This is a genomic window from Mycobacterium asiaticum (assembly GCF_001673635.1).
GTDB lineage: Bacteria > Actinomycetota > Actinomycetes > Mycobacteriales > Mycobacteriaceae > Mycobacterium > Mycobacterium asiaticum_C.
The window spans coordinates 94,134-116,168 of record NZ_LZMH01000085.1 but is presented as its reverse complement, the minus strand read 5'-3'; the positions used below and the strand labels follow the sequence as shown (position 1 = coordinate 116,168).

22 protein-coding genes and 2 pseudogenes are annotated in these 22,035 nt (G+C 66.4%); 10 read left to right on the top strand and 14 right to left on the bottom strand.

Translation table 11 applies throughout. The features are described 5' to 3' along the window. Positions 1-7: 7 nt before the first annotated feature. Together scoE and A5645_RS26510 are read right to left on the bottom strand one after the other, a co-directional pair. Positions 8-877, bottom strand: a complete 870-nt coding sequence (gene scoE / locus A5645_RS26515; protein ID WP_065034895.1) for a (3R)-3-[(carboxymethyl)amino]fatty acid oxygenase/decarboxylase — start codon at positions 875-877, stop codon at positions 8-10. Positions 878-1,090: 213 nt separating this feature from the next. Continuing rightward, on the bottom strand, positions 1,091-2,464 hold the full coding sequence (locus tag A5645_RS26510; RefSeq protein WP_065131617.1) for a PPE family protein: 1,374 nt from the start codon (positions 2,462-2,464) through the stop codon (positions 1,091-1,093). 108 nt (positions 2,465-2,572) lie between these two features. On the opposite strand from A5645_RS26510, the gene A5645_RS26505 reads away from it, so the two are divergent. Both A5645_RS26505 and A5645_RS26500 read left to right on the top strand, forming a co-directional pair. After that, a complete protein-coding gene (locus tag A5645_RS26505) occupies positions 2,573-3,382 on the top strand; it encodes a class I SAM-dependent methyltransferase (RefSeq protein ID WP_065131616.1) in 810 nt (269 codons plus the stop codon). A gap of 54 nt (positions 3,383-3,436) precedes the next feature. After that, a complete protein-coding gene (locus A5645_RS26500; protein ID WP_065131615.1) occupies positions 3,437-4,144 on the top strand; it encodes a zf-HC2 domain-containing protein in 708 nt (235 codons plus the stop codon). On the opposite strand, the pseudogene A5645_RS26495 reads toward A5645_RS26500, so the two are convergent. Then, a pseudogene (locus tag A5645_RS26495) lies at positions 4,076-6,384 on the bottom strand (heavy metal translocating P-type ATPase). The gene A5645_RS26500 and the pseudogene A5645_RS26495 overlap by 69 nt on opposite strands. A 92-nt stretch (positions 6,385-6,476) precedes the next feature. On the opposite strand from A5645_RS26495, the gene sigC reads away from it, so the two are divergent. Continuing rightward, positions 6,477-7,025, top strand: a complete 549-nt coding sequence (gene sigC / locus A5645_RS26490; protein WP_065131613.1) for an RNA polymerase sigma factor SigC — start codon at positions 6,477-6,479, stop codon at positions 7,023-7,025. Between the two features lie 6 nt (positions 7,026-7,031). Here the strand turns inward: sigC and A5645_RS26485 are convergent, their stop codons facing one another. From A5645_RS26485 to A5645_RS26480, 3 genes and pseudogenes are all read right to left on the bottom strand, one after another. Continuing rightward, complete coding sequence (locus tag A5645_RS26485) at positions 7,032-7,844, bottom strand: SDR family NAD(P)-dependent oxidoreductase (RefSeq protein ID WP_065131612.1); 813 nt, start codon at positions 7,842-7,844, stop codon at positions 7,032-7,034. Between the two features lie 32 nt (positions 7,845-7,876). Beyond that, positions 7,877-8,011: pseudogene (locus A5645_RS27455) on the bottom strand (polyketide cyclase); the annotation flags it as partial. Between the two features lie 10 nt (positions 8,012-8,021). Then, on the bottom strand, positions 8,022-8,714 hold the full coding sequence (locus A5645_RS26480) for an SDR family oxidoreductase (RefSeq protein WP_065034904.1): 693 nt from the start codon (positions 8,712-8,714) through the stop codon (positions 8,022-8,024). Between the two features lie 85 nt (positions 8,715-8,799). On the opposite strand from A5645_RS26480, the gene A5645_RS26475 reads away from it, so the two are divergent. Continuing rightward, positions 8,800-9,387 carry a CGNR zinc finger domain-containing protein gene (locus A5645_RS26475; RefSeq protein ID WP_253867177.1) on the top strand — a complete coding sequence of 196 codons (588 nt, stop codon included), beginning with the start codon at positions 8,800-8,802 and terminating at the stop codon, positions 9,385-9,387. A 20-nt stretch (positions 9,388-9,407) separates the two neighbouring features. Here the strand turns inward: A5645_RS26475 and A5645_RS27965 are convergent, their stop codons facing one another. The 5 genes from A5645_RS27965 to A5645_RS26455 form a co-directional block, all read right to left on the bottom strand. Beyond that, positions 9,408-9,572: a hypothetical protein gene (locus tag A5645_RS27965; protein ID WP_155768180.1), complete on the bottom strand. Its 165-nt coding sequence runs from the start codon at positions 9,570-9,572 to the stop codon at positions 9,408-9,410. A gap of 179 nt (positions 9,573-9,751) precedes the next feature. Continuing rightward, positions 9,752-10,219 carry a winged helix-turn-helix transcriptional regulator gene (locus A5645_RS26470; RefSeq protein WP_065034906.1) on the bottom strand — a complete coding sequence of 156 codons (468 nt, stop codon included), beginning with the start codon at positions 10,217-10,219 and terminating at the stop codon, positions 9,752-9,754. A 31-nt stretch (positions 10,220-10,250) separates the two neighbouring features. Continuing rightward, entirely contained in the window at positions 10,251-10,763 is a 513-nt protein-coding gene (locus tag A5645_RS26465) for a PaaI family thioesterase (RefSeq protein WP_065131611.1), read from the bottom strand. A 98-nt stretch (positions 10,764-10,861) separates the two neighbouring features. After that, positions 10,862-11,635 carry a DUF2127 domain-containing protein gene (locus A5645_RS26460; protein ID WP_065131610.1) on the bottom strand — a complete coding sequence of 258 codons (774 nt, stop codon included), beginning with the start codon at positions 11,633-11,635 and terminating at the stop codon, positions 10,862-10,864. Between the two features lie 75 nt (positions 11,636-11,710). Further along, the gene (locus tag A5645_RS26455) at positions 11,711-13,117 is read right to left on the bottom strand and encodes an MmgE/PrpD family protein (RefSeq protein ID WP_065131609.1); all 1,407 of its coding nucleotides are present in this window, start codon (positions 13,115-13,117) and stop codon (positions 11,711-11,713) included. Positions 13,118-13,286: 169 nt separating this feature from the next. Between A5645_RS26455 and A5645_RS26450 the strand changes: the two genes are divergently transcribed. Then, complete coding sequence (locus tag A5645_RS26450; RefSeq protein WP_065131608.1) at positions 13,287-13,706, top strand: DUF302 domain-containing protein; 420 nt, start codon at positions 13,287-13,289, stop codon at positions 13,704-13,706. On the opposite strand, the gene A5645_RS26445 is transcribed toward A5645_RS26450, so the two are convergent. Next, positions 13,703-14,563 carry a helix-turn-helix domain-containing protein gene (locus A5645_RS26445; protein ID WP_065131607.1) on the bottom strand — a complete coding sequence of 287 codons (861 nt, stop codon included), beginning with the start codon at positions 14,561-14,563 and terminating at the stop codon, positions 13,703-13,705. The two genes, A5645_RS26450 and A5645_RS26445, sit on opposite strands and share 4 nt — an antisense overlap. Positions 14,564-14,648: 85 nt before the next feature. On the opposite strand from A5645_RS26445, the gene A5645_RS26440 reads away from it, so the two are divergent. The 3 genes from A5645_RS26440 to A5645_RS26430 are packed head-to-tail and all read left to right on the top strand — an operon-like array spanning position 14,649 to position 16,932. Then, positions 14,649-15,701 (top strand): zinc-binding dehydrogenase, encoded by a 1,053-nt coding sequence (locus tag A5645_RS26440; RefSeq protein WP_065131606.1) that lies wholly within the window; start codon positions 14,649-14,651, stop codon positions 15,699-15,701. After that, positions 15,698-16,117, top strand: coding sequence for a nuclear transport factor 2 family protein (locus A5645_RS26435; RefSeq protein WP_065036030.1), 420 nt, complete (start codon positions 15,698-15,700; stop codon positions 16,115-16,117). Before A5645_RS26440 ends, A5645_RS26435 begins: the two co-directional genes overlap by 4 nt. Further along, the gene (locus tag A5645_RS26430) at positions 16,114-16,932 is read left to right on the top strand and encodes an SDR family NAD(P)-dependent oxidoreductase (protein WP_065131605.1); all 819 of its coding nucleotides are present in this window, start codon (positions 16,114-16,116) and stop codon (positions 16,930-16,932) included. Before A5645_RS26435 ends, A5645_RS26430 begins: the two co-directional genes overlap by 4 nt. Positions 16,933-16,936: 4 nt before the next feature. Here the strand turns inward: A5645_RS26430 and A5645_RS26425 are convergent, their stop codons facing one another. Together A5645_RS26425 and A5645_RS26420 are read right to left on the bottom strand one after the other, a co-directional pair. Continuing rightward, positions 16,937-17,335, bottom strand: a complete 399-nt coding sequence (locus tag A5645_RS26425) for a hypothetical protein (protein ID WP_065036033.1) — start codon at positions 17,333-17,335, stop codon at positions 16,937-16,939. Positions 17,336-17,393: 58 nt separating this feature from the next. Then, positions 17,394-17,987: a class I SAM-dependent methyltransferase gene (locus A5645_RS26420; RefSeq protein WP_065131604.1), complete on the bottom strand. Its 594-nt coding sequence runs from the start codon at positions 17,985-17,987 to the stop codon at positions 17,394-17,396. A gap of 38 nt (positions 17,988-18,025) precedes the next feature. Here A5645_RS26420 and A5645_RS26415 point away from each other — a divergent pair, with 38 nt between their 5' ends. Beyond that, entirely contained in the window at positions 18,026-21,181 is a 3,156-nt protein-coding gene (locus tag A5645_RS26415) for an adenylate/guanylate cyclase domain-containing protein (protein WP_065131603.1), read from the top strand. Further along, positions 21,178-21,999, top strand: coding sequence for an SDR family oxidoreductase (locus A5645_RS26410; RefSeq protein ID WP_301337007.1), 822 nt, complete (start codon positions 21,178-21,180; stop codon positions 21,997-21,999). Before A5645_RS26415 ends, A5645_RS26410 begins: the two co-directional genes overlap by 4 nt. The last annotated feature ends 36 nt before the right edge of the window (positions 22,000-22,035 follow it).

Here is a 22,035-nt window from a genome sequence, read left to right as displayed (position 1 = left end):
ATGGTACTCATACTGGATATCCTGGTGTTTCGAGTCCGTCCATCATGGTCAGACGGTGAGTGGTTAAGTGGCCGTTGGCGGTACCGTGTTTGGCACGGTGCATCAGCACGCGGTTGTCCCACAAGATGATGTCGCCGACTTCGTAGTGCTGAGTGTGAATGAAAGGTGACTTGTATTCGGTATCAAGCTGACCCGTGGCTTCCATCAGTTCTTGCAGGATCGCCGGGTCGAGCACGTTACCGTCTTTGTCCCTGATCTTGGTGGTGCCCGTGGCGCAGATGTAGAGGATCTCTTCACCCGTGTGTGGGTGTCTGATCACCGTCGGCCACTGGATGGGCGGCGTAGTCCGGTTGATCTCATCCCACACTTCACCGATGGGCTTGTAGACGTCACGTGGCCGAATCTTGATGTGGCGCCGTGGATCATGGGTGCTGAACGTCCCGCGGACCGGGCGCTGCTTGGCGTCCGGAATGGAGTTCCACACCTTGGCGAGATCGATGAAGTAGGTTCCGCGGTCGTGTCCTGGCACCGTCAGGGGCAGCACCATGGAGAATGCGAACGGCTCCGGCATGAACATGTAGTCGATATGCCAGAAAGCACCCGTCTTGGGGACCCCCTGCCCCTCCTCCGTGGAGGAGACGAAAATCTCGGGATGGTCCTTGTGGTGGTACAGCGGCTCGTAATACGGAATGATTTCACCGACGAGTCGGCCGAGTTGGATGAATTGCTCGGGCGAGGGGTGGACATCTTTCAGCACCACCAGCTTGTGGGTATAGACGATGTCCCGGATTTCCTCGGTGGATATGTGCTCGAGGTTCTGCGGATCCAGGCCGGTGACCTGAGCTCCGAGTCCCTCGCCTTTGACGTTGAGAGTCATGGGATTGTTCTTTCAGTCGTTGAATGGGCGCACGCCTGAGCGGCGCGAAATGTACTGGAAATCAATGTCTGTCGTGATGCAAACCCCCTTGGTGAGCCGGCTGCCGGATCGGCGGCGACTCAACGTTCGTAATGGGAGGAATCTGCCACCGGTTGCTTGGCGGATCCTTGGTGCATTCTTGACGGATCCTTGGGGTCACCAGCAGGGTCTGCGTCATCGTCGCCCCGCCGACTGTCCGTCCGGGGTGTCCCAACCGGCCGGCAGCAGCGGGACCGTCGTGCTGGTGTCGCTGGCCGCGCACTGCACCAATCCGGCTGGTGCACTTGAGTTTTTAGGCATGGTGCCGGTGAAACCGAGTGGACCGGCACCCACGGTACTTACTGTCGCCTCGGCCCACCCGTCACCGGCGGGGCCGTCCATCGACGCGTCGAGGAACTCGTCCCGATACCCGCGTAGCACGGCGTCGCGTTTGCCGCGGCTACGGCGACGAGCGCTGCCGGTGCGGTCCATTCGCGCTGCGGCACAAGCCTCCACGGGGTTTCCCACAGTAGCGGTGGCCGCCGTAGCAGCCCTCGGTCCGAACCCGACACCGGATGGCGGCATGCCCGGCACGGCGTAGCCGAGGCCGGGCGCTGGTGCGCCGGTGGCGACCGTGGTCGGGGACGTCGGGGCCGGTGTGGACGTGCCGCTGTGCGGGACCGCGCCGGCCGCGCTCGCGGCGACGGGCGCCACCGGGGTCCCGATGGTTTCGTGGCTGATCCGCTGAGCCGGTGCGGCGGTGACCGCGGTGGCCGGCGCATCCGGTAACGGCCCGAGGAGCCACCCGCCGTTGAGCGCGTTCAGGGCGCCCAGGGCGCTGAGTGCGGGAGTGAAGAACGGTAGCAGCAGAAGGGAATACGAGGCGTAGTACGGGTACCAGAGGATGTCGTAGAGGAGCAGCGCGATCACAGCCAGCGCAACGGTGCTGGCCGGGCTCAGTCCGAACTGCTGGAAGAACTCCAAGAAGTACTTGTACGGGTCGGCCAGGAAATCGGTCAGGTTGTCGACCAGCGGCGTGATCGAGTCGGACGCGAGGATGGGCGGCGCGGGTTGGAGCGCCGGCACCGCCGAGTTCGCCGCCGCCGCGGTGGCTTGGTAGCCGGCCATGGTGTCGGCGGCCTGCACCCACATCCGGGCGTAATCGCCTTCGTTGAGTGCGATCGCCATGGTGTTGAGGCCGAAGAAGTTCGTTGCGACCAGGACACCGTGCACCGCGTGGTTGGTGGCCAGCTCGATCAGCGTGGGCATGGCGGCCAGTGCGCTATCGTAGGCGGCCGCCGCCGCCTCATGCTGTGCTGCTGCAATGGCGCTGTCCAGCGCGGCTTGGTCCAGCCAGGCCAGATACGGGCCGTGTGCGGCAACATATTCCGCGGCACTGGCGCCCTGCCAGACGCCGGCTGCCACCTCGGTCAGCACCCGGCGCAACTCGGCGGCCGCGTGTCCATAGTGCTCGCTGAGTTCACGCCACTGGGCGCCGGCAGCAAGCAGTGACCCCGGCCCGGGCCCGGCGCTCAACAATGACGAATGCACCTCAGGGGGCATCGCCATCCATATCGGGCCGGTCAGGTTGCCACCTCCGGGGAATAGGTTTGCTCGGTCGTCTGAGATAGTCGTCCGGGGCTGGCCGAAAGTTCCCTGATCAGTACAGTCGGATCCATGCCGACCGTCGACGGCCGTCACCTGGACGGTGTTTCGGAGACCGCGTTGCTCACGCTGCATCAGCGGGCAACCGAGGCCGCCCGGCCCGACGGCATCATCGACGACCCGATGGCCATCAAACTTCGCGACAGCATCGACTACGACTACGCGCACTTCGGCCGCACCCATCAGGCAACGGCTCTGCGCGCCTTGGCTTTCGACAACGCCACCCGGGAGTTCCTGGCTGCTCATCCGCGCGCCACGGTGGTTGCCCTGGCCGAGGGCCTGCAAACCAGCTTCTGGCGCGTGGACAACGGGCAGCTGACGTGGTTATCGGTGGACCTCGAGCCGATCGTGCAATTGCGTCGGCAGTTGCTTCCGGCAACCGACCGCCTGCAGTACCGTGCTCAGTCCGCGCTCGACTACTCCTGGATGGAGGCGGTCGACAACAGTTGCGGTGTGTTGATCACGGCCGAGGGCCTCTTCCAGTATCTGCAGCGCGCGGAGGTGTTCGACCTGATCGAGCGGTGCGCCAGACGATTTCCGAACGGGCGGCTCGTGTTCGACAGCGTTCCTCGAATTCTCAGTGTGTATTCGCAGCGACGAGGCTTCAGGCTCAGTGAGCACTACACGGCGCCGCCGATGCCGTTCTGGTTCACCGCCGACCGTTATGCGGAACTGCGTGCCGTTCCCGGCGTCCGGGCGGTGCGCGAGTTGCCGGCTCCGCCGGGGCGTGGATTGCTGCTGCGCAGCGTTATTCCGCTGGCCTACCGAATTTCTGCGCTCAGGAAGTTCCGCGCGCCCACCAACCTCGTCGACTTCGGTTGAGCGGTGTGTCGGGTTGCCGGGAACATCGGGCCCCTTTTGCGCGACTATAGAGATATGGATTGTGAGGTGGCGCGCGAAGCGCTGTCGGCCCGGATCGACGGCGAGCGCGAGCCCGTGCCGTCGGTGCGGGTGGACGAACACCTCGCCGAATGCGGGGCGTGCCGAGACTGGTTCGGCCAGGTGAGTGATCAAGCCGACCTGCTGCGCCGCCTGGTGCGGTCCCGGCCGGTGATCACGCCGGTGGGCCCGTTCGGACCCGAGGCGCCGGCGCCGGGGCGGGCACGAGCTAGTTGGCAGCGCTGGGCGTTGCTGGGGGTTGGACTGGCCCAGTTGGCGCTGGCCGGCGCCCAGGGATTCGGTGTGAGCGTCGGACTGCCCGACCACCACGGTGTCGCACCGGGCGGCCACCTGCTCAACGAGTCGACCTCGTGGTCGATAGCGCTGGCGGTGGTGATGATCGTTGCGGCCGTGTGGCCGCGGGCCGCGGCCGGTCTGGCCGCGGTGTCGGCGGCGTACGTCGGGGTGCTGACGGTGTATGTGGTGCTTGATTCACTGTCCGGCGCCGTCACGGCCGCTCGGGTGCTGACCCATGTGCCGGTCGTGATCGGCGCAATCCTGGCAACCGTGGTGTGGCGAAGCGGCGACTCGCGCGGACCGACACCGTCCAGCGCCGCCTCGGAGCCCGATATTGTTTTACCGCAGAACGCATCTCGCGGGCGGCGGCGCGGTCACCTGTGGCCTACGGACGGTTCGGCCGCGTAGCTGGGCGTTACCGTATCGCTCCGGTCGGCAGCGAAGTTGCGCAGTCGCAGGCTGTTCGACACGACGAAGAACGACGAGAACGCCATCGCCGCGCCGGCAATCAACGGGTTGAGCAGCCCCGCAGCGGCGATCGGGATCGCGGCGATGTTGTAGCCGAACGCCCAGGCCATGTTGACCCTGATCGTGCGCATCGTCGCGGCGGCCAGGTCCAATGCCAGCGACACCACCTCGAGGTCGTCGCGGACCAGGATGACGTCGGCAGCACCGATCGCCACGTCGGTGCCGCGTCCGATGGCCATGCCGAGGTCGGCACAGGCCAGTGCCGGCCCATCGTTGATGCCGTCGCCGATCATGGCGACTACCCGGCCGCGTTCCCGCAGCTGCTCGATGACATCGACCTTGCCCTCGGGCAGGATGTCCGCGATCACCTCGTCGATCCCGACGCTCGCCGCCACCGCCGCCGCCGAGGCCGGGTTGTCACCAGTCAGCAGCACCGTCCGGAATCCCCGCTCGTGCAGTGCCGCAACGGCGCCCGTCGCCGACTCCTTCACCGCGTCACCGACCGCAATGACGCCACCCGGTTGCCCGTCCACCTCAACGAAAACAGCTGTCTCACCGCGGTATTCGGCGTCACGCCGGGCGGCCGCCAACGCCGCATCCTGGGGGGCGATCCAGGACGGCTTGCCTACTCGCACGGGTCGGCCGGCCACGGTGCCGGCGACGCCGCGACCCGGAACGGCACGGAAGTCGGCGAGCGGCCGTCGGGACGCGGTGGCCGCTGCGATCGCGAGCCCGACGGCATGCTCGGAGGCGGCTTCCACCGTCGCGGCCAGCTCGAGCACCTCGTCGGCGTCCCAGCCGGGCGCGGCGGTGACGGCGCTGATGGTGAGTTGACCCGTCGTCAGGGTCCCGGTCTTGTCGAACACGACGGTGTCGACCGCGCGGGTGGCCTCCAGCGAGTGATGACCCTTGAGGAAGATGCCGAGTTGTGCGCCACGACCCGACGCCACCATCATCGCCGTCGGGGTCGCCAGACCCAGCGCACAGGGGCAAGCGATGACCAGAACGGCCAGGGCGGCCGAGAAGGCCCGGTCAGGCCCGCCGCCGGCGGTCAGCCAGCCCAGGGCGGTCAGCCCCGCGATGGCGAAGACACACGGGACGAACACCGCCGCAATCCGGTCCGCGAGGCGCTGGGCGTCGGCGCGTTGCGCCTGCGCCTGCTCCACCAGCCGGACCATCCCCGCGAACTGGGTGTCGGCACCGACCGCCGCCGCCTCCACGATCAGCCTGCCGTCGAGAACGGCGGTGCCGCCGATCACGCTCGACCCGGGGTCCACCCGAACCGGTTTGGCCTCGCCGGTCATCGCGCTCATGTCGACCGCGGCCGACCCTTCCACGACCAGGCCGTCCGCGGCGATCGTCTGGCCCGGGCGCACCACGAAGCGCTGCTGCTCCTTGAGTTCATCGGCTGGGATCACCGTCTCGGAGCCGTCCGGCTCCAGGATGGCGACGCTTTTCGCACTCAACGCGGCCAGGGCGCGCAACGCGCTGCCCGCCTTGGACTTCGCCCGGGCCTCGAAATACCGCCCCACCAGGACGAAGACCGTGACCCCCGCGGCCACCTCGAAGTAAATGGCGTCGCTGCCCAGCAGCGCCTGCCAGACGCCCCGGCGCTCGGTCGACGGGGGAGAGCCGAAGGCGGTGCGCAGCGACCAGATGGTCGCCGCGGTGATTCCAACCGAGATCAGCGTCTCCATCGACGCGCCGCCATGCATGGCGTTGCGCAGCGCAACCCGGTGGAACGGCCACGCCGCCCACCCCACCACCGGCAGGGCGAGCAGGGTCAGCAGCCAGGCCCAACCGGTGAAACGCGACCCGGGCATAACCGCGAACAGCACCGAGAAGTGGGCGAGCGGCACGAAGAACACGGCGGCGACGGCAAGCCGGGTAAACAGGTACCGGGCATGATCGGCGTCGGGATCGTCGTCGTATGCGAGACCGGCGCGGCGCGGTTCGGCCTGGTAACCGGCCCGCCGGACCGCTTCGCACAGCTCGTCGACGGTAGTTCCCTCACCGGCTTCGATGGTCGCCGTCCGGGTAGCGAAGTTGACCGAGGCTCGGACCCCTGGCAGCTTGTTCAGCGTCGATTTCACCTTGTACGCACAGGCCGCGCAGGACATGCCGCCGATTTCGAGCTGAACGAGCTGGGGACGCTGCGCGTCGGTTACCGCGGTCAACATCCTGACTCCTCATCTCCCCTGACCATGTCTAGAGAACAGTCGTCGGAGCTCGCTCATTAGTTCCGACCGGATATGGCCTAGTCTCTACAAACGTGGGTGCCGACGAGGATCAAATTACCCACCTCGCCAAGTGCGCCGGACGAGGTGACCGGGCCGCGCTCACTCAATTCATCCAAGCCACCCAACGCGACGTGTGGCGGATGGTTGCCTATCTGGCCGACCCGGCAAGTGCCGACGACCTGACCCAGGAGACATTCCTGCGGGCAATCGGCGCGCTGCCCCGCTTCGCCGGACGCTCCAGTGCTCGCACCTGGCTGCTGTCCATAGCCCGACGGGTGGTTGTCGACCAGATCCGGCACAATTCCAGCCGGCCCCGAACCACGCATGTCACAGATTTCGATGCCGCGGCCGGGTCCGCCCGTCGTGGCAGCCGGATCGAGAACATGGTGGAGGTCCGCCTGCTGATCGACGGCTTGGACGCGCAGCGCCGCGAGGCGCTGATCTTGACGCAGATACTGGGCCTGTCCTACGCCGAGGCGGCCGAGATCAGCGGCTGCCCCATCGGCACCGTGCGATCACGGGTGGCGCGGGCCCGCGACGACCTGCTGCGGGCGGCCAACGAAGGCAACCAGGCAGGTTAAACCCGATTACGCCAGGGCGCGCTTGACGCCCGGATGGTTTTTCGCCAGGAACGGCAGCATCAGTTCCGGCGGCGCCACCCGGAACAGTCCCGCGGATATGCGGTTGGCCAGGCCGGGGACGACGACGGCCTTGCCGGCCGCGAGTCCGTCTATTCCGGCCTTCGCCACCCGATCGGCCGGAATCCACATCACCTTGGGCAACGCGGATTCGGCTTCCTCCTTGGTGAAACCGGCTGCCTCGCCGAACCCGGTGTCCACCGGCCCCGGGCACAATGCCGTCACGGACACGCCGGTGCCGCGCAGTTCCCCACGCAAGCTGTGCGAGTAGGACAGCACGAATGCCTTGGCCGCACCGTAGGCCGCCTGCCCGGGCAGCGGGCCGAATGCCGCCACGGATGCCACGTTGAGGATGGCGCCCCGGCGTCGGTCGACCATGCCCGGGAGGAATCTGCTACACAGATCGACCACGGCGGCCACATCTACCTCGACGAGGTTGAGTTCGTCCTCCGGAACGGATTTGGCGACGACGCCCAGCGTGGACAGCCCCGCATTGTTGATCAGGATCTCGGGAGTCAGGCCGAGATCAGCGATCCGGTCCAGCAGGCCGGCCCGGGCCGCCCGGTCCGAGAGATCCGCGGGCAGCGGCCGGGCTTTGGGACCCAACCGTTCGGCGATCTCGGCCAGCCGGCTGGCGCTGCGCGCCACCAGCACCACCTGATGGCCGCGCTCGGTCAGGATCCGGGCGAATTGTTCGCCGATGCCCGACGAGGCACCGGTGACGACGGCAACGCGATCATTTCCTGCTGGTGGGAGAGCCATGGCAGTGAACGTACTCGCACCTAACCCGCCTCCGCGATGGTTGCGAGGTTGTCGTTACCGTCCCAGGTCGGCTGACGGGCGGGATCGGCGATGAGCTCGAAGATCCGGTCCGCGCCGGCGGCGATCTGACGGGTAGCGGTCACGATCCGCTCGGCGCGTTGCGGCATGCAGCGAATGCTAGCGGGCTTGCAGGGCCTCGACCGGTCCGGACAGGGACGCTTTGACCCGGCGGGTGAGCTCGTCGGCCAGCACCTCGGCGTCGCCGCGCTCCACCGCATCGAGGATGTCGCGGGCGACCTGACCCGGGTCGTTCTTCGGCGCACGGACGTCGGCGATCATGTCGGTGTCGGTGAAGCCGAGGTGGACACCGGTGACCAGCGTCCCCTGCTTGTCCAGTTCCACGCGCAACGAATTGGTGACGGACCAGAAAGCGGCTTTGGAGGCGCCATAGGCGCCGTAGCCGCCCAACCAGGACAGCACCGAATGAATGTCCACCAGCGCACCGCCGCCGTTGTCGGCCAGGATCGGCGCGAAGGCCCGGGCAACCCGAAGCGCACCGAACAGGTTGGTCTCGAAGATCGCGCGGATCTCGTCGAAATCGTCGTCGAGCAGGCTGTGCCCGCCGGCGATGCCGGCATTGTTGATCACGATCTGTGCGTCCAGCGCCGAGTTCGCCAATGCCGCAACGGAATCCGCATCGGTGACGTCAAGGGGCACGCTTACCACCCGAGGATCGGTGCTGTCCTGCGGCACCCGGGCGGTGGCGTACACCTTCGCCGCACCTCGCTCCAGTAGTTCGTTCACGATCGCCTTGCCGAGTCCGCGCTGTCCGCCGGTCACCACTGCCGTCGAACCCTTGATGCTGAGCATGACCACTTCTTCCTGACGTAGGCATTAAGCTTTTACCTCTGTCAGGTTAGTTGACCCCTGCGACATAGGCAAGTAGGCTTTACATATGTCTCGGTGGTATGCGTCACAGCGCTATGGACTCGAGCCGGCCCCAGGCGGGCTGGGATTGGTGCAGGACTTTCTCAACACCACGGGCATCGGTGACTACGGCAAGGACTTGCTGGCCGATACCGCCCTGGCCAATCGTTGGACCACGAAGGCCATCAAGACCTGGTCGGCTTTGAGCGGCGTGGACGCCGGACCGCCCGAGTTGGGGGAAGCTGACCTGGCCAGGCTCAGGGCTTTGCGCACCAAGATCGCCGGAATGGTCGCAGGTGAGCCGGTCGCCCCGGGCGGCCCGCCGGCCTCGGCGTCGTTCGCTGTGTCCGAGGGCGGCGAGGTACGGCTGGAACCGGTCGGCAACGGCTGGCGCTGGCTTGCCTCCGTGCTGTGGTCAGAGGTGCTGCGCAGCCAAGTACTCGGCGAGTGGCGCCGCGTCAAGCGCTGCCGCAATCCCCATTGCCCGTCGACTTTCTACGACCGGTCGAAGAACAATAGCGGCGTGTGGCATGACGTGAAGATATGCGGAAACGCCGCAAACCTGCGGGCGTCCCGCGCGCGGCGTCGCGCCGCGGAAACGACTTCCTCGTCTTAGGTCAGCAGCTTCGTCTTAGCTCAGCAGCGCTCGAGGCCGCGCTGCATCAGGCGCGGGGTTCCGGCCGGCCGGCCGGATCCACATGTGCTGCGGTGGTGCACGTGCAGCACATGGCAGGTGCGCGGCCTGATGATGGGCACGGTGACTTCAGCGCCACCGTCTATCGAATCGGGTAAAACTGTCACGTCTGGTCCTTTGTCTATGCGACTCTCGGCCACTGTTCAGTGCACAGTCCGGTCGCTCGGCCCATATCTACCCAAGCCATGTGCGAGCCAACCGCACGCACGGTGAACAACAGCGAAACGACGTTGTGTATTCCGACACATCGCCGGGGGCGGGGCCGGACAGCTCACAGCTGGGGCAGTCAGCGCTTCGCGATCCGTATGGCGGTGTCCGCGAGCGAAACCTCGTGGCCGGCGGCGCACCGGATTTCCGCGACGACAGGAGCGCCGCAGCCGTCGTGAATCAGCTCGCTCGCGGTGGACTCGCCCTGCAGCAGCCTGCCGAATTCGATAAGGCTGATCAGGACGGGAAACAGGCCGCGCCCTCGCTGGGTGAGCACGTACTCGTACCGGGTGCGCTGCCCGGCCTGTTGGTACGGCTGTTTCTCCAGCAAACCGGCGTCCACGAGCTGCCGCAGGCGCTTGGCTGCGATCTGTTCGGTCACCCCCGCGCGGCGGGCCAGGTCGTCGAAACGACGTCCACCGAAGAAGGCTTCGCGCAGCAGCACCATCGCCGAATGCGTGCCGATCAGCTGCAGCGCCCGTTCCATCGGGCACCAGTCGGCCGCCGTCCAGCGGTCTCGGTCGGCGAGGCCGCCCGCCAGTTTCATCGCGTCCACCGAATCCACCTCCCGCAGCGGATCAGGTAATGATCAGACAGTTGCTGGTCGCCGACGCCAATAGCTTGCCGGTGCTGCTGGTCAATACCGCTTCGGCGAGCGCGGTCCGCCGACCCAGATGGGTGACGGTGCCGGTGCACCGGACCGGGCCGGTATCGACACTGATTGCGCCGATGAATCGCACCGCCAGGTCGAGGCTGGTGTATCCGACCCCCGCCGGCAGCTTGCTGTGGACCGCACAGGCCGCTGCCGAATCCAGCAGAGTGCAGTACATGCCACCGTGTACGGAGCCGATCGGGTTGTAGTGGAACTCGGCGGGCGTCATGGTGAACACCGCGGTTCCTGGCGAGACGGATTCCAGGCGGGCGCCGATGGTGTTCATGACGGGTGGGGGCGGTATCTCGCCGTCGACCATGGCCTGGAGAAACTCCAGACCGCTTCGGTTGCGGGCCGCCTCGGCTGCGCCCAGCGGGTCTGCCCACTCGATAGTTCGGGTACGCGTGACTTGCCTTGTGCCGCAGATCGTTTCACTCATGAGCAAATGCCTTTCGCGGGACGCCGGTACCCCAGTATTCGTTGCTGACTAAACTATAGTCAAGCCAGCTGTGGTATCGCCTGCGTCACAAGGTACGGTCAGGCGGTCGTCATGGCGGCGCGTTCGAGGTCGAGCAACTGCTCACCGTGCAGTTCCTCGTCGTAGGCTTTGCGGCCACCGCGCGCTCCGAAGAGGCGCTTGGAGATCACCAGGTACAGCACCGCGGCGATGTTGATGGTCAGGGTGACGACCCGGGTCGTGGTGACGCCCTTGAGCAGGTCGTGGATTTCCAGTGGCAGGAACACCGAGGTAGCCACCACCGCGAAGTACTCGCCCCACCGCTTCAACAGCCATAGGCCGACGCCCTCGACCACCTGAAGCACCGCGTAGGCGGCCAGCAGGCAGGTGATCAACGCCAGGGTGGAAGGCTTTGCGGCCAACGCCTTTTCCAGCTCGTGGATCGCCGACATCTGGTCGACCTTGAATCCGGCGGCGCGGAATATCGGCAGGTCGCGGTCCAGCGTGGCCTGGATGGCGCCGCGGGAACCACGGAACGTCCAGACGGCCCAGGCGGCGAGCCCGAGTACCACGGCTCGCCCAAGTCGTTCGACCGCCAGCGCCCGGATGATGATGGCCTGCCGTAACGCCTTGCCACGCATGATCAGCGGCGCATCCTCCGGCCGCCCGCGGCCATGCGGTTCGCCCAGGGCAAAGTCGCCGCACCGCAGGCAGCGCCATACCTCCCCGAGTTTCGTGTCCGCCCTGAGCCGGTCGGCCAGCGCCTCGTCGTCGGGTGCGTAGGTGGCGTGGCCGGCGACGGCGCAGGTGACCAATTCCCACCGGTTGACGGCGCGGTTCTTGTTCTTCGCCACGTGCGCTCCTTCAGGCGGATTTGACGCCGATCATCAACGCCAGCAGCAAACCATACAAGGGGACGCGCGCGGACATCAGAATCTGACCGCGCTACGCGCCCGTACGGCCACGGGGCTGACCCTGCCCAGCAATCCGGTCAGATCGGTGACGTGGATCTCGTCCAGGCGCTCGACGGCCTCGATGATTTCGCCGCGCAACCCGCCCTCACTGCACGGTTCGGCGAGCCAGTGAAACTTCTCCACGACCCGCTCCCACGACAGGGGCTGAGTCGGCGAACCCTCGTAGTCGGCCTGCCGATGATGGAGTTCTCGCCCGTCCTGCGTCCTCACCGACACACGGACACCGGTGCGCTCCGGATAGTCGGCGGTGAGGTCGGCGGCCGGCACGACGGTGATCCGGGTCAGCAGGGCCTGGACGTCGTCGCGCCGGACTCGTTCGGTCTCAAGCTGTTCGGGTCCCACGCCGCCGTCGAGCAAGGCGACCGCGCTGAGGTACTTCAGGTTGTAGTCGGCCTGTTCCTTGGTCCACGGACGGTTCTTGTCGCCAAATGCACCACCCCCAGCGATGTCGTAGGCGCTCTGAATCACTTCCAGTGTCACCGCCGCGACGTCATCACCGCGTAGCTGGTGGGCGGTGCGAATCGACAGCAGCGCGTCGATGATCACCTGGCCATGGATCAGGGCGCAGTACTGCTTCAGGTAGGTCTGCTCGGCGACGGCGAGTCGTCGGTTACCGGGTTCGAATTCGATTGTCTGGCCGAAGAGTTGGGCCAATCCGTGCGGTCCGTCGATCAGCGTGCGCGGGCCGGTGACGCCCCGGCCGGCCAGGATGGTCGCGTAGACGGCACGCATGCCGGTCAGCGCAGGAGAGATGCCCTTCCAATGGGAGACCGGTTCGGCATGTACGGCCGCCAGTGAGACATTGTCGGCCGCCGAGGCGGCGATGGCGTCGGCCGTCTGGCTCTCATCGAGTCCGAGCAACTTGGCCGATCCCGCCGCGACCGACATCGCCAGTTGCAGTGCATGATTCAGGCCGCGCGCCATCACCGGCACCTGGGCACTGAAGCGGCACTGCACCTCATAGGCCACCGCCAGAGCCAGCAGGAAGTCGTTTCCGGTGGCGTGAACGTGTTCGGCCACAGCAAGAATCGCGCCGAAATTGTCCGCGGGGTGACACAGCCCGCCCACGGTGAGGTAGGTATCCAGCAGGTCGGGGTAGCGCACCAGCACCGCATTGAAGAATGCGGCTTGGTCAACCGACGCCCGGCCGCCGCCGACCAGCGTGGTAGTGGGCCGGCCGCTGAATTCCTCCGCCTGAGCGCGAATCGCGGGGATGAGTTCGCCGTCCAGCGCGCCGACCGCACAGGCGATGCTGTCGAGCACGTTGCGCTTGAGCGCCCCTCTGGCTTGACCCGCCAAGTCCGGATGGTCGGCGCCGGTGACAAAGGCGGCAAGATCCTCGACGGCATACGTTTGCGCCATAGTTACTCGCCCTTCGATCGTCGCTACCAAAGCGGCAACGATGGGGGGTGCCGAACTATTTCTCCCGCTCGATGGATCCGGGTGCGGGGCGGTGATTGGCCACCTGGGCGTAAACTCGGCATCAGAACATAGGCGCAGTGCTGTTAGCGCCCGAAGGGATTGGTAGACAATGACTTTGCAAAGTGAAGGTCTCGCCACCACACTGCATGCCGCGTTCGACGATGCGGTTGACCAGACCACCGCGGCGCTTGCCGAGCAAGGTTTCGGGGTGCTCACCCGCATCGATGTGAAGGCGACGCTGAAGCAGAAGATCGGCGAAGACATGGAGGACTATCTGATCCTGGGCGCTTGCAACCCGTCGCTCGCGCACCGCGCGCTCGGTGTGGACCGCCAGATCGGGCAGTTGCTGCCCTGCAATGTCGTCCTGCGTTCCGACCCGTCGGCAGGGGGCGGTGCGGTGATCGTCGAGGCGATGGATCCACAACTCATGGTCAAGGTCATGGACGACCCGGGCCTGCAGGACGTCGCCGACGAAGCGGGTGCGAAATTACGCGCCGCCATCGCCGAACTGAGCCGGGCAGCGGGCTAGCCACTCGACACGAGCGTCGCCTCCTTGACCAAACGCTGACCGATCGACCGGATCTGGCGGGTGGTGAGAGAGCAAAGCGGGTGCACCCCAAGGATCAGCGCGATTTCGCCGCGGTGATTGAACACGGGAGCTGAGATGGTGACCACGGGTCGCTTGGCCCGACCGGTTTCGTCGTCGAAAAGGGCCCCACTGGAGATGAATTCGACCATCAGCTGATCCAGGATCTGCCGGACCGTGGCGGGGATTTCGTCGCTTTCCAGCGCACCCATCACCGCCTGCGCCAGCGCCGGCGTGGTGCAGTCGACATCGAAACCCCGCTCGCGGGTTCTGGCCAGCACTCCTTCCAACCGCCGGAAGCGGTCCGCATCGGTACCCGCGCCACGCCGAATCCACTCCCGTTGCCCATCGGCCGTATCCCATGCGGCGTAGGCGACACCGAACGGTGGCGCATACGGGATGCGGTCCCCGGGCAGCCCGGACGGCTCGGTGGCGTCCTTTCCCTCGAACGCGGTGATGACCAGGGAGTCCTCGAACCGCTCGACCACCGAACCGGCGTGGCCGACCGCTTCGGATATCCGAAGAGCCGCGGCGCGGGCGGCGTGGGCGAGTGGCCGCGCGGTGTCGGTCCGCGCTGCCACCAGCGAGAGCGCCGGGCCGAGGGTGAATGTTTTGGCGACGGGATCGCGACTGGCCCAGCCGCGGTCACACAGCGTCTTGAGGATCGCGTGCGCGGTCGCCTGGGTCAGTCCCAGTTCACGCACGACATCCGAGAAGCGCAACCGGGTGCCGTCACAGCGGGCAAGCAGCTCGATGACGTCGAGGACCCGGGCAGTCGGTGCCGATGTCGCTCCGCGAATGGGTTGACTCCTTCATGCCGACATTTCTACAGTGATTCCGAGGATTAGAGATCCTATCTCAATTATTCGAGAAACTGGGGCGAGGGTGCGCGCGGTCATATTGCGGGACGGCAAGCTGCAAGTTGGGGAAACACCCGATCCCGAACCCGGGCACGGCGAACTGTTGTTGCGAACGCTTAGCACCGCGATCTGCGCATCGGACGTGCATTTCATGGATCACCCGGAGCTCGCAGTCGACGACCCGACGGGCCGCTCACTGTACGACCCGAACCGGGACATCGTGCTCGGTCACGAATTCGTCGGCGAGGTCGTGGGTTTCGGCCCCGGTTGCTCGGATCAGTTCAACGTCGGTTCACGCGTGACCGCAATGCCGGTGCGTCTGGTGGACGGCGGCGCCGGCGGGATGCGGATCATCGGCCAGCACCCCGAGGCGCAGGGCAGCTTCGCCGAGTTGCTGGTGGTTTCCGAAGCCGCCGCCAACGCGGTCACCGGCGACGTCTCCTCCGATGCCATCTCGCTGACCGACGCGTTCGCCGTCGGGGAGTTCTATGTGCGCTCGGCCCAGCTTGCGCCCGGCGAGGTTCCGATCGTCATCGGCGCGGGCGCCATCGGGCTGTCCGCGGTCGCCGCCCTGGCCAGCCGGGGCATCGAACCGATCGTCGTCGCGGACTTCAAGGCTGAGCGTCGCGCACTGGCCCGGGACTTCTTCGGCGCCCACATCGAGGTGGACCCAGCGGAATCGTCGGCGTTCGATGCATTCCGGCAGGTCCGCGTCCAGCGCGGGTTACCCGGTCCCGCAGTGGTTTTCGAATGCGTAGGCGCTGCCGGGCTGATCCAGGAGATCGTCGAGTCCGCCGAATTTGGCACCCGCATCTATTGCGCCGGCGGCTGGTACAGCGGCGACACGCTCGACATCACGACAGCGACCCGCCAGGGCGTCACCATCCAATTCGGCGGCGGGCCACACCCACAAGACTGGTACGGCACGCTCGAGGCGATCGCGTCGGGACGACTGGATCCATTGCCCAGCGTGGGCAAGATCATCACCCTCGCCGAGGTGCCGGACGCGCTCGAACTCGCGCGCCGATCCGACGGTCCCCCGCGAATCATCGTCCACCCCAACGGAGAATCGACGTGACCGACCGCGAAGACCGGCAAGACATCTCCGACCTGCTGGTGCGCTATGCCACCGGAATCGACCGGCGTGACTGGCCGTTGTTCCGCACCGTTTTCACCGACGACTGCGAACTCGATTATGGCGAGATCGGTGCGTGGCACGGCATCGACGCTGTCACGGAGTTCATGCAATTGGCCCACGCGATGGCGGGCCACACGCTGCACCGGCTGAGCAATATCGCCATCACTCTGGACGGGGACCGCGCGGTGGCTCGCACCTACATCGACGGGCTCATCATGGCCGCCGACAACAGCGGCGGGGTGAACGCCGCCGGGTTCTACGATGACGACATCGTCCGCACCAGCGCAGGATGGCGAATCGCCAAGCGCCGCTTCACCTCGGTGCGCGTCGTCGCGGTCGGGCAGGAGGGCAAATGACCTTCGCCTCGAAGTACGGCCCTTGGGCGCTGGTTGCCGGCGCCTCCGATGGTGTGGGCGCGGGCTTCGCGCACGGACTCGCCGAGCGCGGGGTCAATGTCGTACTGCTCGCACGCCGGCAATCCGTGCTCGATCAGGTCGCCGCCGAGATAAGGTCAACGACGTCAGTCGAAACACTAACTCTGGCAATAGATCTCGCGGGTCCGAGAGCTGTCGAGAGTATCATTGCGGCCACCGATGATCTCGAAATCGGCTTCCTCGTCTACTGCGCCGGGGCCGATCCCAATTTCCAGCCATTCCTGGCCACTCCGGTCGAGGCCGCGGAGGCCATGGTGCAACGCAATTGCATGGTGCCGATGCAACTGTGCCACCACTTCGCGCCCGCGATGGTCGAGCGGCGGCGGGGCGGCATCGTGATCTTCGGATCGGGCGCCGGCTTCGCCGGCGGCCCCAACATGGTTGCGTACGCTGCCTCGAAGGCATTCGACATGGTGTTCGCCGAGGCACTGTGGGCCGAGCTGCACGGCGAGGGTGTCGACGTCCTTGGACTGATCCTGGGCAAGACCAACACCCCGGCCTTGCGTGAACTCGAGTACCGCCGCGGGCAGATCGCGTCGCCCGACGATGTTCCCCCCGGCGCGGTGTCCGTCGACGACGTCATCGCCGAGGCATTCGAAAACCTGGCCAACGGGCCGACCTGGATTGTCGGCGAAGACATGCGGGCCGCGATGCAAATGCTCGGCTCGCTGACCCGCAACCAGGCCGTCGAACTGATCAGTCAGGCCAGCGCCGCGGCGATGGGTTCCGCCGGCTGACCGGTTACGACGGTCGGCTCTCGTGGCCGGGTCGGCCGGCCGTCCGGCGCTTTTCCTTCATCCTGGCTTCGAGTACGTGTCGGGTGCCGCCCTGCAGTTCCTCTCGTACGCTGCGCTCGTGCTCGCGGAACGGCGTCCAGTAGTTGTCGTCGAACTCCTCGACGACCTGAAATGTCCACCGGCCTTTGAGCACATTGCGACCAACCATTTCGGTCTCCAAGCGGTCTGCGATGCCGTCGTGTCCCGCGTCGCGCAGCTTGTCGCACGCCTGGCCGAGCAGCAAGTCGGCGTGGCCCATCAGTTGATGAAACGAGTACAACTCGCCGCGGGCGCGTTCGACATACTCCAACGCCTCGGAGAGTTGACCGACCGCCTCGACAGTTGCGTCGTCCAGGTCCGGCATCTCCTTTGATTCGGTCACGAGGTCTCTATGCCCCGCTTTGCGGCGCTTCACGCCTGGCTCACGCCGGAGTCCGCCAGGTGATCAGCACCCGGCCGTACAGCAGACGACGGATACGTGCGTCGGGCAGGATCGCGCGCACGTGAGAGCGCAACTCCGCAAACGTGTCCGGCGGCGGCCATTTGATCGGGGCGGTGTGCTCCCACTTCCCTTTGACCCGATTGACGACGACACACGCCATTGCGGTGGCCAGGTGCCACCAGGCCGTCCGCATCGAAAATCTGACGAAGGTCACCACTGTCAGCGTGCCGCCGGGTGTCACCAGGCCGGCGAGCCGCGCCAGCGCGGCCCGGGTGTCGTCGATATGGTGCAGGGCGGCGTTGGAGACGACGGCATCGAAGCGGGGCAATTCGGCGGTCATGACGTCGCCGTGGGTCCATCGAATCCCGGCGTCCGGGAAGCGGGCCCCCGCTCGTTGCAGCACCGGCTCGTCCACATCCAGGGCGGTGACCCGCGGTATCCGCCGCGCGAGCCGGGCCGCCAGGAAGCCGTCGCCGCATCCGACGTCGAGCACACTTTGCGCACCGGTCGGGACCAGCGAGTCGACCAGGGCGTTGTAGTGGATGTTGATGTTCCAGGGTTGATCGGCCGGCACTTGATCCAAAGTAGCGGCAGAGCCCCTATTCTTCGATTGTGGTAACGCCAGGATTCGCCTGCGTGACCTGCGGTACGGTCCTGCGGCCGACCGCCAAATTCTGCGACGAATGCGGATCGCCCTGCGCCACCGCCGCACCGTCAGCGGAATACAAACAGGTGACGGTGCTTTTCGCCGACGTCGTGCATTCGATGGACATCGCCGCCGCGGTAGGAGCGGAACGGCTGCGCGAGATCATGGCCGATCTCGTGGCGGCCGCGGCAGCAGTGGTGCAGCGGTACGGCGGGACGGTGGACAAATTCACCGGCGACGGCATCATGGCGGTGTTCGGGGCACCGGTCACGATGGAGGACCACGCATTTCGCGGATGCCTTGCGGCGCTGGGGATCCAAGATGAAGCGCGCGGGTTGGCGCGTGAAGCGGCGAACCGGGACGGTATCGATCTGCGGTTGCGGGTGGGTCTGAACTCCGGTGAGGTCATCGCCGGCGAAATAGGCACCGCCGCACCGGGCTACACGGCAATCGGCGAGCAGGTCGGCATGGCCCAGCGGATGGAATCGGTCGCACCGGCTGGTGGAGTGCTGCTCAGCGAATCGACGGCGCGACTGGTCGAAGACATCACTACGCTCAGTGAGCCGGAACTGGTGTCCATCAAGGGTGCCGACGCTCCGGTGCCCGCTCGCCGTTTGATCGCGACCACTCGCCCTCACCGCCGGCGCAGTGACCTACCGCTGGTCGGGCGCACCTGGGAATTGAACACCCTCAGTGGAATTCTCGACGAGGCCATCGCCGGCGCCGGTTGCGTCATCGGTGTGCTGGGAGCTCCGGGGCTCGGCAAGAGCCGCATCGTGCGCGAAGCCGCCTCGCTGGCATCCCTGCGTGACGTGTCGGTGTTCACCACCTACTGCGAATCCCACACGAGTGACATCGCCTTCCACGCGGTCACGGGTCTGCTGCGTTCCGCACTCGGAGTCGACGGTCTCGATGACGCCACCGCACGTGCGCAAGTCCGGGTCCGCTTTGAGCAGGCTGATCCTGAGGACCTGTTGCTGCTGAATGATCTGCTTGGCATCGCCGATCCCGGTAGCGAATTGCCCAGCATCGAGGCCGATGCGCGACGTAGGCGATTAACCGCCTTGGTCAACTCTGCCTCGTTGGCGCGGCGTGAACCGGCGCTGTATGTGATCGAGGACGCGCACTGGATCGACGAAGTGAGCGAGTCGATGCTCGCCACCTTCCTGACCGTCATCCCGCAGACCCCGTCGATGGTGCTGATCACCTATCGACCTGAATACCGGGGCGCGCTGTCGACAATTCCAGGCACTCAGACCATTGCACTGCGCCCGCTCAACGCAGCGCAGGCGTCGTCATTGATCGGCGCGGTGCTGGGCACGGACTCCTCCGTGCGCCGATTGACGGGGGTCATCGCCGAACGCGCTTCGGGCAACCCGTTTTTCGCCGAGGAGATCGTGCGCGACCTGTCCGAACGCGGGATTATCCGGGGCGAACCTGGTTCGTACCTGCTCCAGGCGGAGGTGGCTGACATCACCGTGCCCGCAACGCTGCAGACGGTCATCGCGGCACGCGTGGACCGGCTCAGCCCGGCGGCCAAGCAGACGCTGTGCGCCGCGGCGGTGATCGGCTCGCGATTCGACCTACAGCTGCTGTCCGCTTTGGGAACCGATCCCGTCTTCGACGAACTGGTCGCCGCCGAGCTGATCGACCGGGTCGCGTTCACCCCCGACGCCGAATACGCGTTTCGCCATCCCCTGATTCGCGCGGTGGCCTACGAATCGCAGTTGAAGTCAATTCGCTCCGAATTGCATCGGCGGCTTGCCGACGCGATCCAACAAAGCGGCTCGCCCGACGAAAATGCTGCTCTTATCGCCGAGCATCTCAAGGCGGCTGGAGATTTGCCCGCCGCGTTCGCCTGGCACATGCGCGCGGGCACCTGGCTGACCCACCGCGACCTCGTCGCGGCGCGGGCAAGTTGGCAGAATGCGCGAAACGTCGCCGACCGATTGCCGGAGGGCCACCCACAACGCGTCTCCATGCGTATTGCACCACGAACGCTGTTGTGCGCCACCGCCTGGCTCATCGGCGGCAGCCCGGCCGAGACCGGGTTTGGCGAACTGCGCGATCTGGCCGGGGCCGCGGGCGACAAGGTGTCGCTGGCCATGGGCACGGCCGGGTGGATATCCAGCCTGACGGTGCACGCCGACTATCGCGAAGCCTCCCGCTGGGCATCCGAACTCGTCGACCTGCTGGACTCGATCGGGGATCCGAAATTGACGGTCGGGCTTCTTTACGCCGCTTACACCGCCAAGCTTCAGTGCAACGAGGCAGCCGAATGCCTGCGGCTGTGCCAACTGGTGATCGACCTGGCTGAAGACAACCCCACCATGGGCGATCTGGTCCTGGGGTCCCCGCTGGCCGGCGCCATCATGCTGCGCGGGTGCGCCCGCTGCAGCCTCGGTGACCGCCGCTGGCGAGACGACGTTGTGCAGTCCACTGCGATGGCCCGCGCGTTCGACGTGACATTGCTTGCGGTACTGCTGGTATTCAAATACTCCCTCGCTCTCAATGGGACGTGGCTGCCCGGCGATGAGGCCTTGCAGGAGACCGCCACTGTGCTGGAGTTGGCGGAGCGAGCCGGCGACGATTTCACGCTCAGTTGTGCCCGATACGTGCGCGGCATGACGTTGCTGACGCATGGCGGCCCGCACCGTGACGAAGGCATCGGATTGCTGTCGCAGGCTCGCGAAGCTGCTGTGTGTGAGCGCTTCACCATGGCGCTGATCGGGTTCATCGATATCCATCTCGTCAACGAAAAGATCCGCATGGGCGAACTCGACGAGGCAGTCGAGCTGGCTCGTCCCGCCGTAGCGGCGGATTACGACGCTGGCGGAACGATCATGCGCGCGGCAGCGGTCGCCGCTCTGGTGGAGGCGCTGCTGAACAGGCGGGCCCCCAACGACGTCGATGAAGCGCAGGCTGCCGTCGAACGCCTGGAGGCAGTGCCCACTGAGCCTGGATTCGTCTTCAATAAGATTTGGCTGCTCCGGATGCGGGCGCTGCTCGCAGGCGCGCTTGATGACACAGCCGCATATCGCGACTACCGGGATAGCTATCGTGCTATGGCGAATGCACTGGGTTTCGACGGGCATGTGGCGTGGGCGAGGGAGATGGAGTGACGGCGCATCGGGACGTGCTGACCGTGATCGGCGTGGGCGGCATGGGCCAGGCGATCGCGCGGCGACTGGGCTCCTCCAAGACCGTGCTGCTGGCCGACAACAACGACGCAGCACTCGCCTCGGTGGCCGGATCGCTTGCCGCCGACGGCTATGCCGTCGAGAGCCAACAGGTTGACGTCGCGTCGCGGGATTCGGTGCATGCGCTCGCCGAATTCGCCGCCTCCCTCGGCAACGTGACGCAATTGGCGCACACCGCCGGACTGTCCCCGGCGCAAGCATCCGCCGAGGCAATCCTGGCGGTCGACCTGCTCGGCGTCGCGCTGGTGCTGCAGGAGTTCGGCGAGGTCATCGCAACCGGCGGCGCGGGCGTGGTGATCGCCAGCATGGCCGGCCACCTGGTGCCGCCATTGACCGCCGAGCAGGAGAAGGCTTTTGCCCATGATCCGCCCGAAGCGCTGCTGACGCTGGACTTTGTGAGCAAGCTGGTTGACCCCCACTTCGCATATCCAGTCGCCAAGCAGGCCAACCACGTTCGGGTGCGGGCAGCCAGCACACACTGGGGCGCCCGGGGCGCCCGAATCAACTCCATCAGCCCCGGCATCATCTCGACGCCGATGGGACAACAGGAACTCGACTCCCCGGTCGGGGACGGGATGCGGGCGATGATCGCGATGTCCGGCACCGGTCGCATCGGCACTCCCGACGACATCGCCGCCGCGACCGCCTTTCTGCTCGGTCCGGACGCAACGTTCATCACCGGCACCGACCTGCTGGTCGACGGCGGAGTGACCGCCGCGCTGAAGGCCGGCAGCCGGTGAGTCAGACCAGTCGGTTCCGGCCACTTATTTACGCTG

Bases quoted from the DNA above. Each gene is read 5' to 3' on its own strand.
- A5645_RS26480 (WP_065034904.1), bottom strand. From the start codon at position 8,714: ATGCTCAGCATCAAGGGTTCGACGGCAGTGGTGACCGGCGGACAGCGC.
- A5645_RS26455 (WP_065131609.1), bottom strand. From the start codon at position 13,117: ATGGCGCAAACGTATGCCGTCGAGGATCTTGCCGCCTTTGTCACCGGC.
- A5645_RS26475 (WP_253867177.1), top strand. From the start codon at position 8,800: ATGTCTCGGTGGTATGCGTCACAGCGCTATGGACTCGAGCCGGCCCCA.
- A5645_RS26485 (WP_065131612.1), bottom strand. From the start codon at position 7,844: ATGGCTCTCCCACCAGCAGGAAATGATCGCGTTGCCGTCGTCACCGGT.
- A5645_RS26510 (WP_065131617.1), bottom strand. From the start codon at position 2,464: ATGGCGATGCCCCCTGAGGTGCATTCGTCATTGTTGAGCGCCGGGCCC.
- A5645_RS26470 (WP_065034906.1), bottom strand. From the start codon at position 10,219: ATGAAACTGGCGGGCGGCCTCGCCGACCGAGACCGCTGGACGGCGGCC.
- A5645_RS26465 (WP_065131611.1), bottom strand. From the start codon at position 10,763: ATGAGTGAAACGATCTGCGGCACAAGGCAAGTCACGCGTACCCGAACT.
- A5645_RS26425 (WP_065036033.1), bottom strand. From the start codon at position 17,335: ATGCCGGACCTGGACGACGCAACTGTCGAGGCGGTCGGTCAACTCTCC.
- A5645_RS26430 (WP_065131605.1), top strand. From the start codon at position 16,114: ATGACCTTCGCCTCGAAGTACGGCCCTTGGGCGCTGGTTGCCGGCGCC.
- A5645_RS26500 (WP_065131615.1), top strand. From the start codon at position 3,437: ATGGATTGTGAGGTGGCGCGCGAAGCGCTGTCGGCCCGGATCGACGGC.
- A5645_RS26450 (WP_065131608.1), top strand. From the start codon at position 13,287: ATGACTTTGCAAAGTGAAGGTCTCGCCACCACACTGCATGCCGCGTTC.
- A5645_RS26505 (WP_065131616.1), top strand. From the start codon at position 2,573: ATGCCGACCGTCGACGGCCGTCACCTGGACGGTGTTTCGGAGACCGCG.
- scoE (WP_065034895.1), bottom strand. From the start codon at position 877: ATGACTCTCAACGTCAAAGGCGAGGGACTCGGAGCTCAGGTCACCGGC.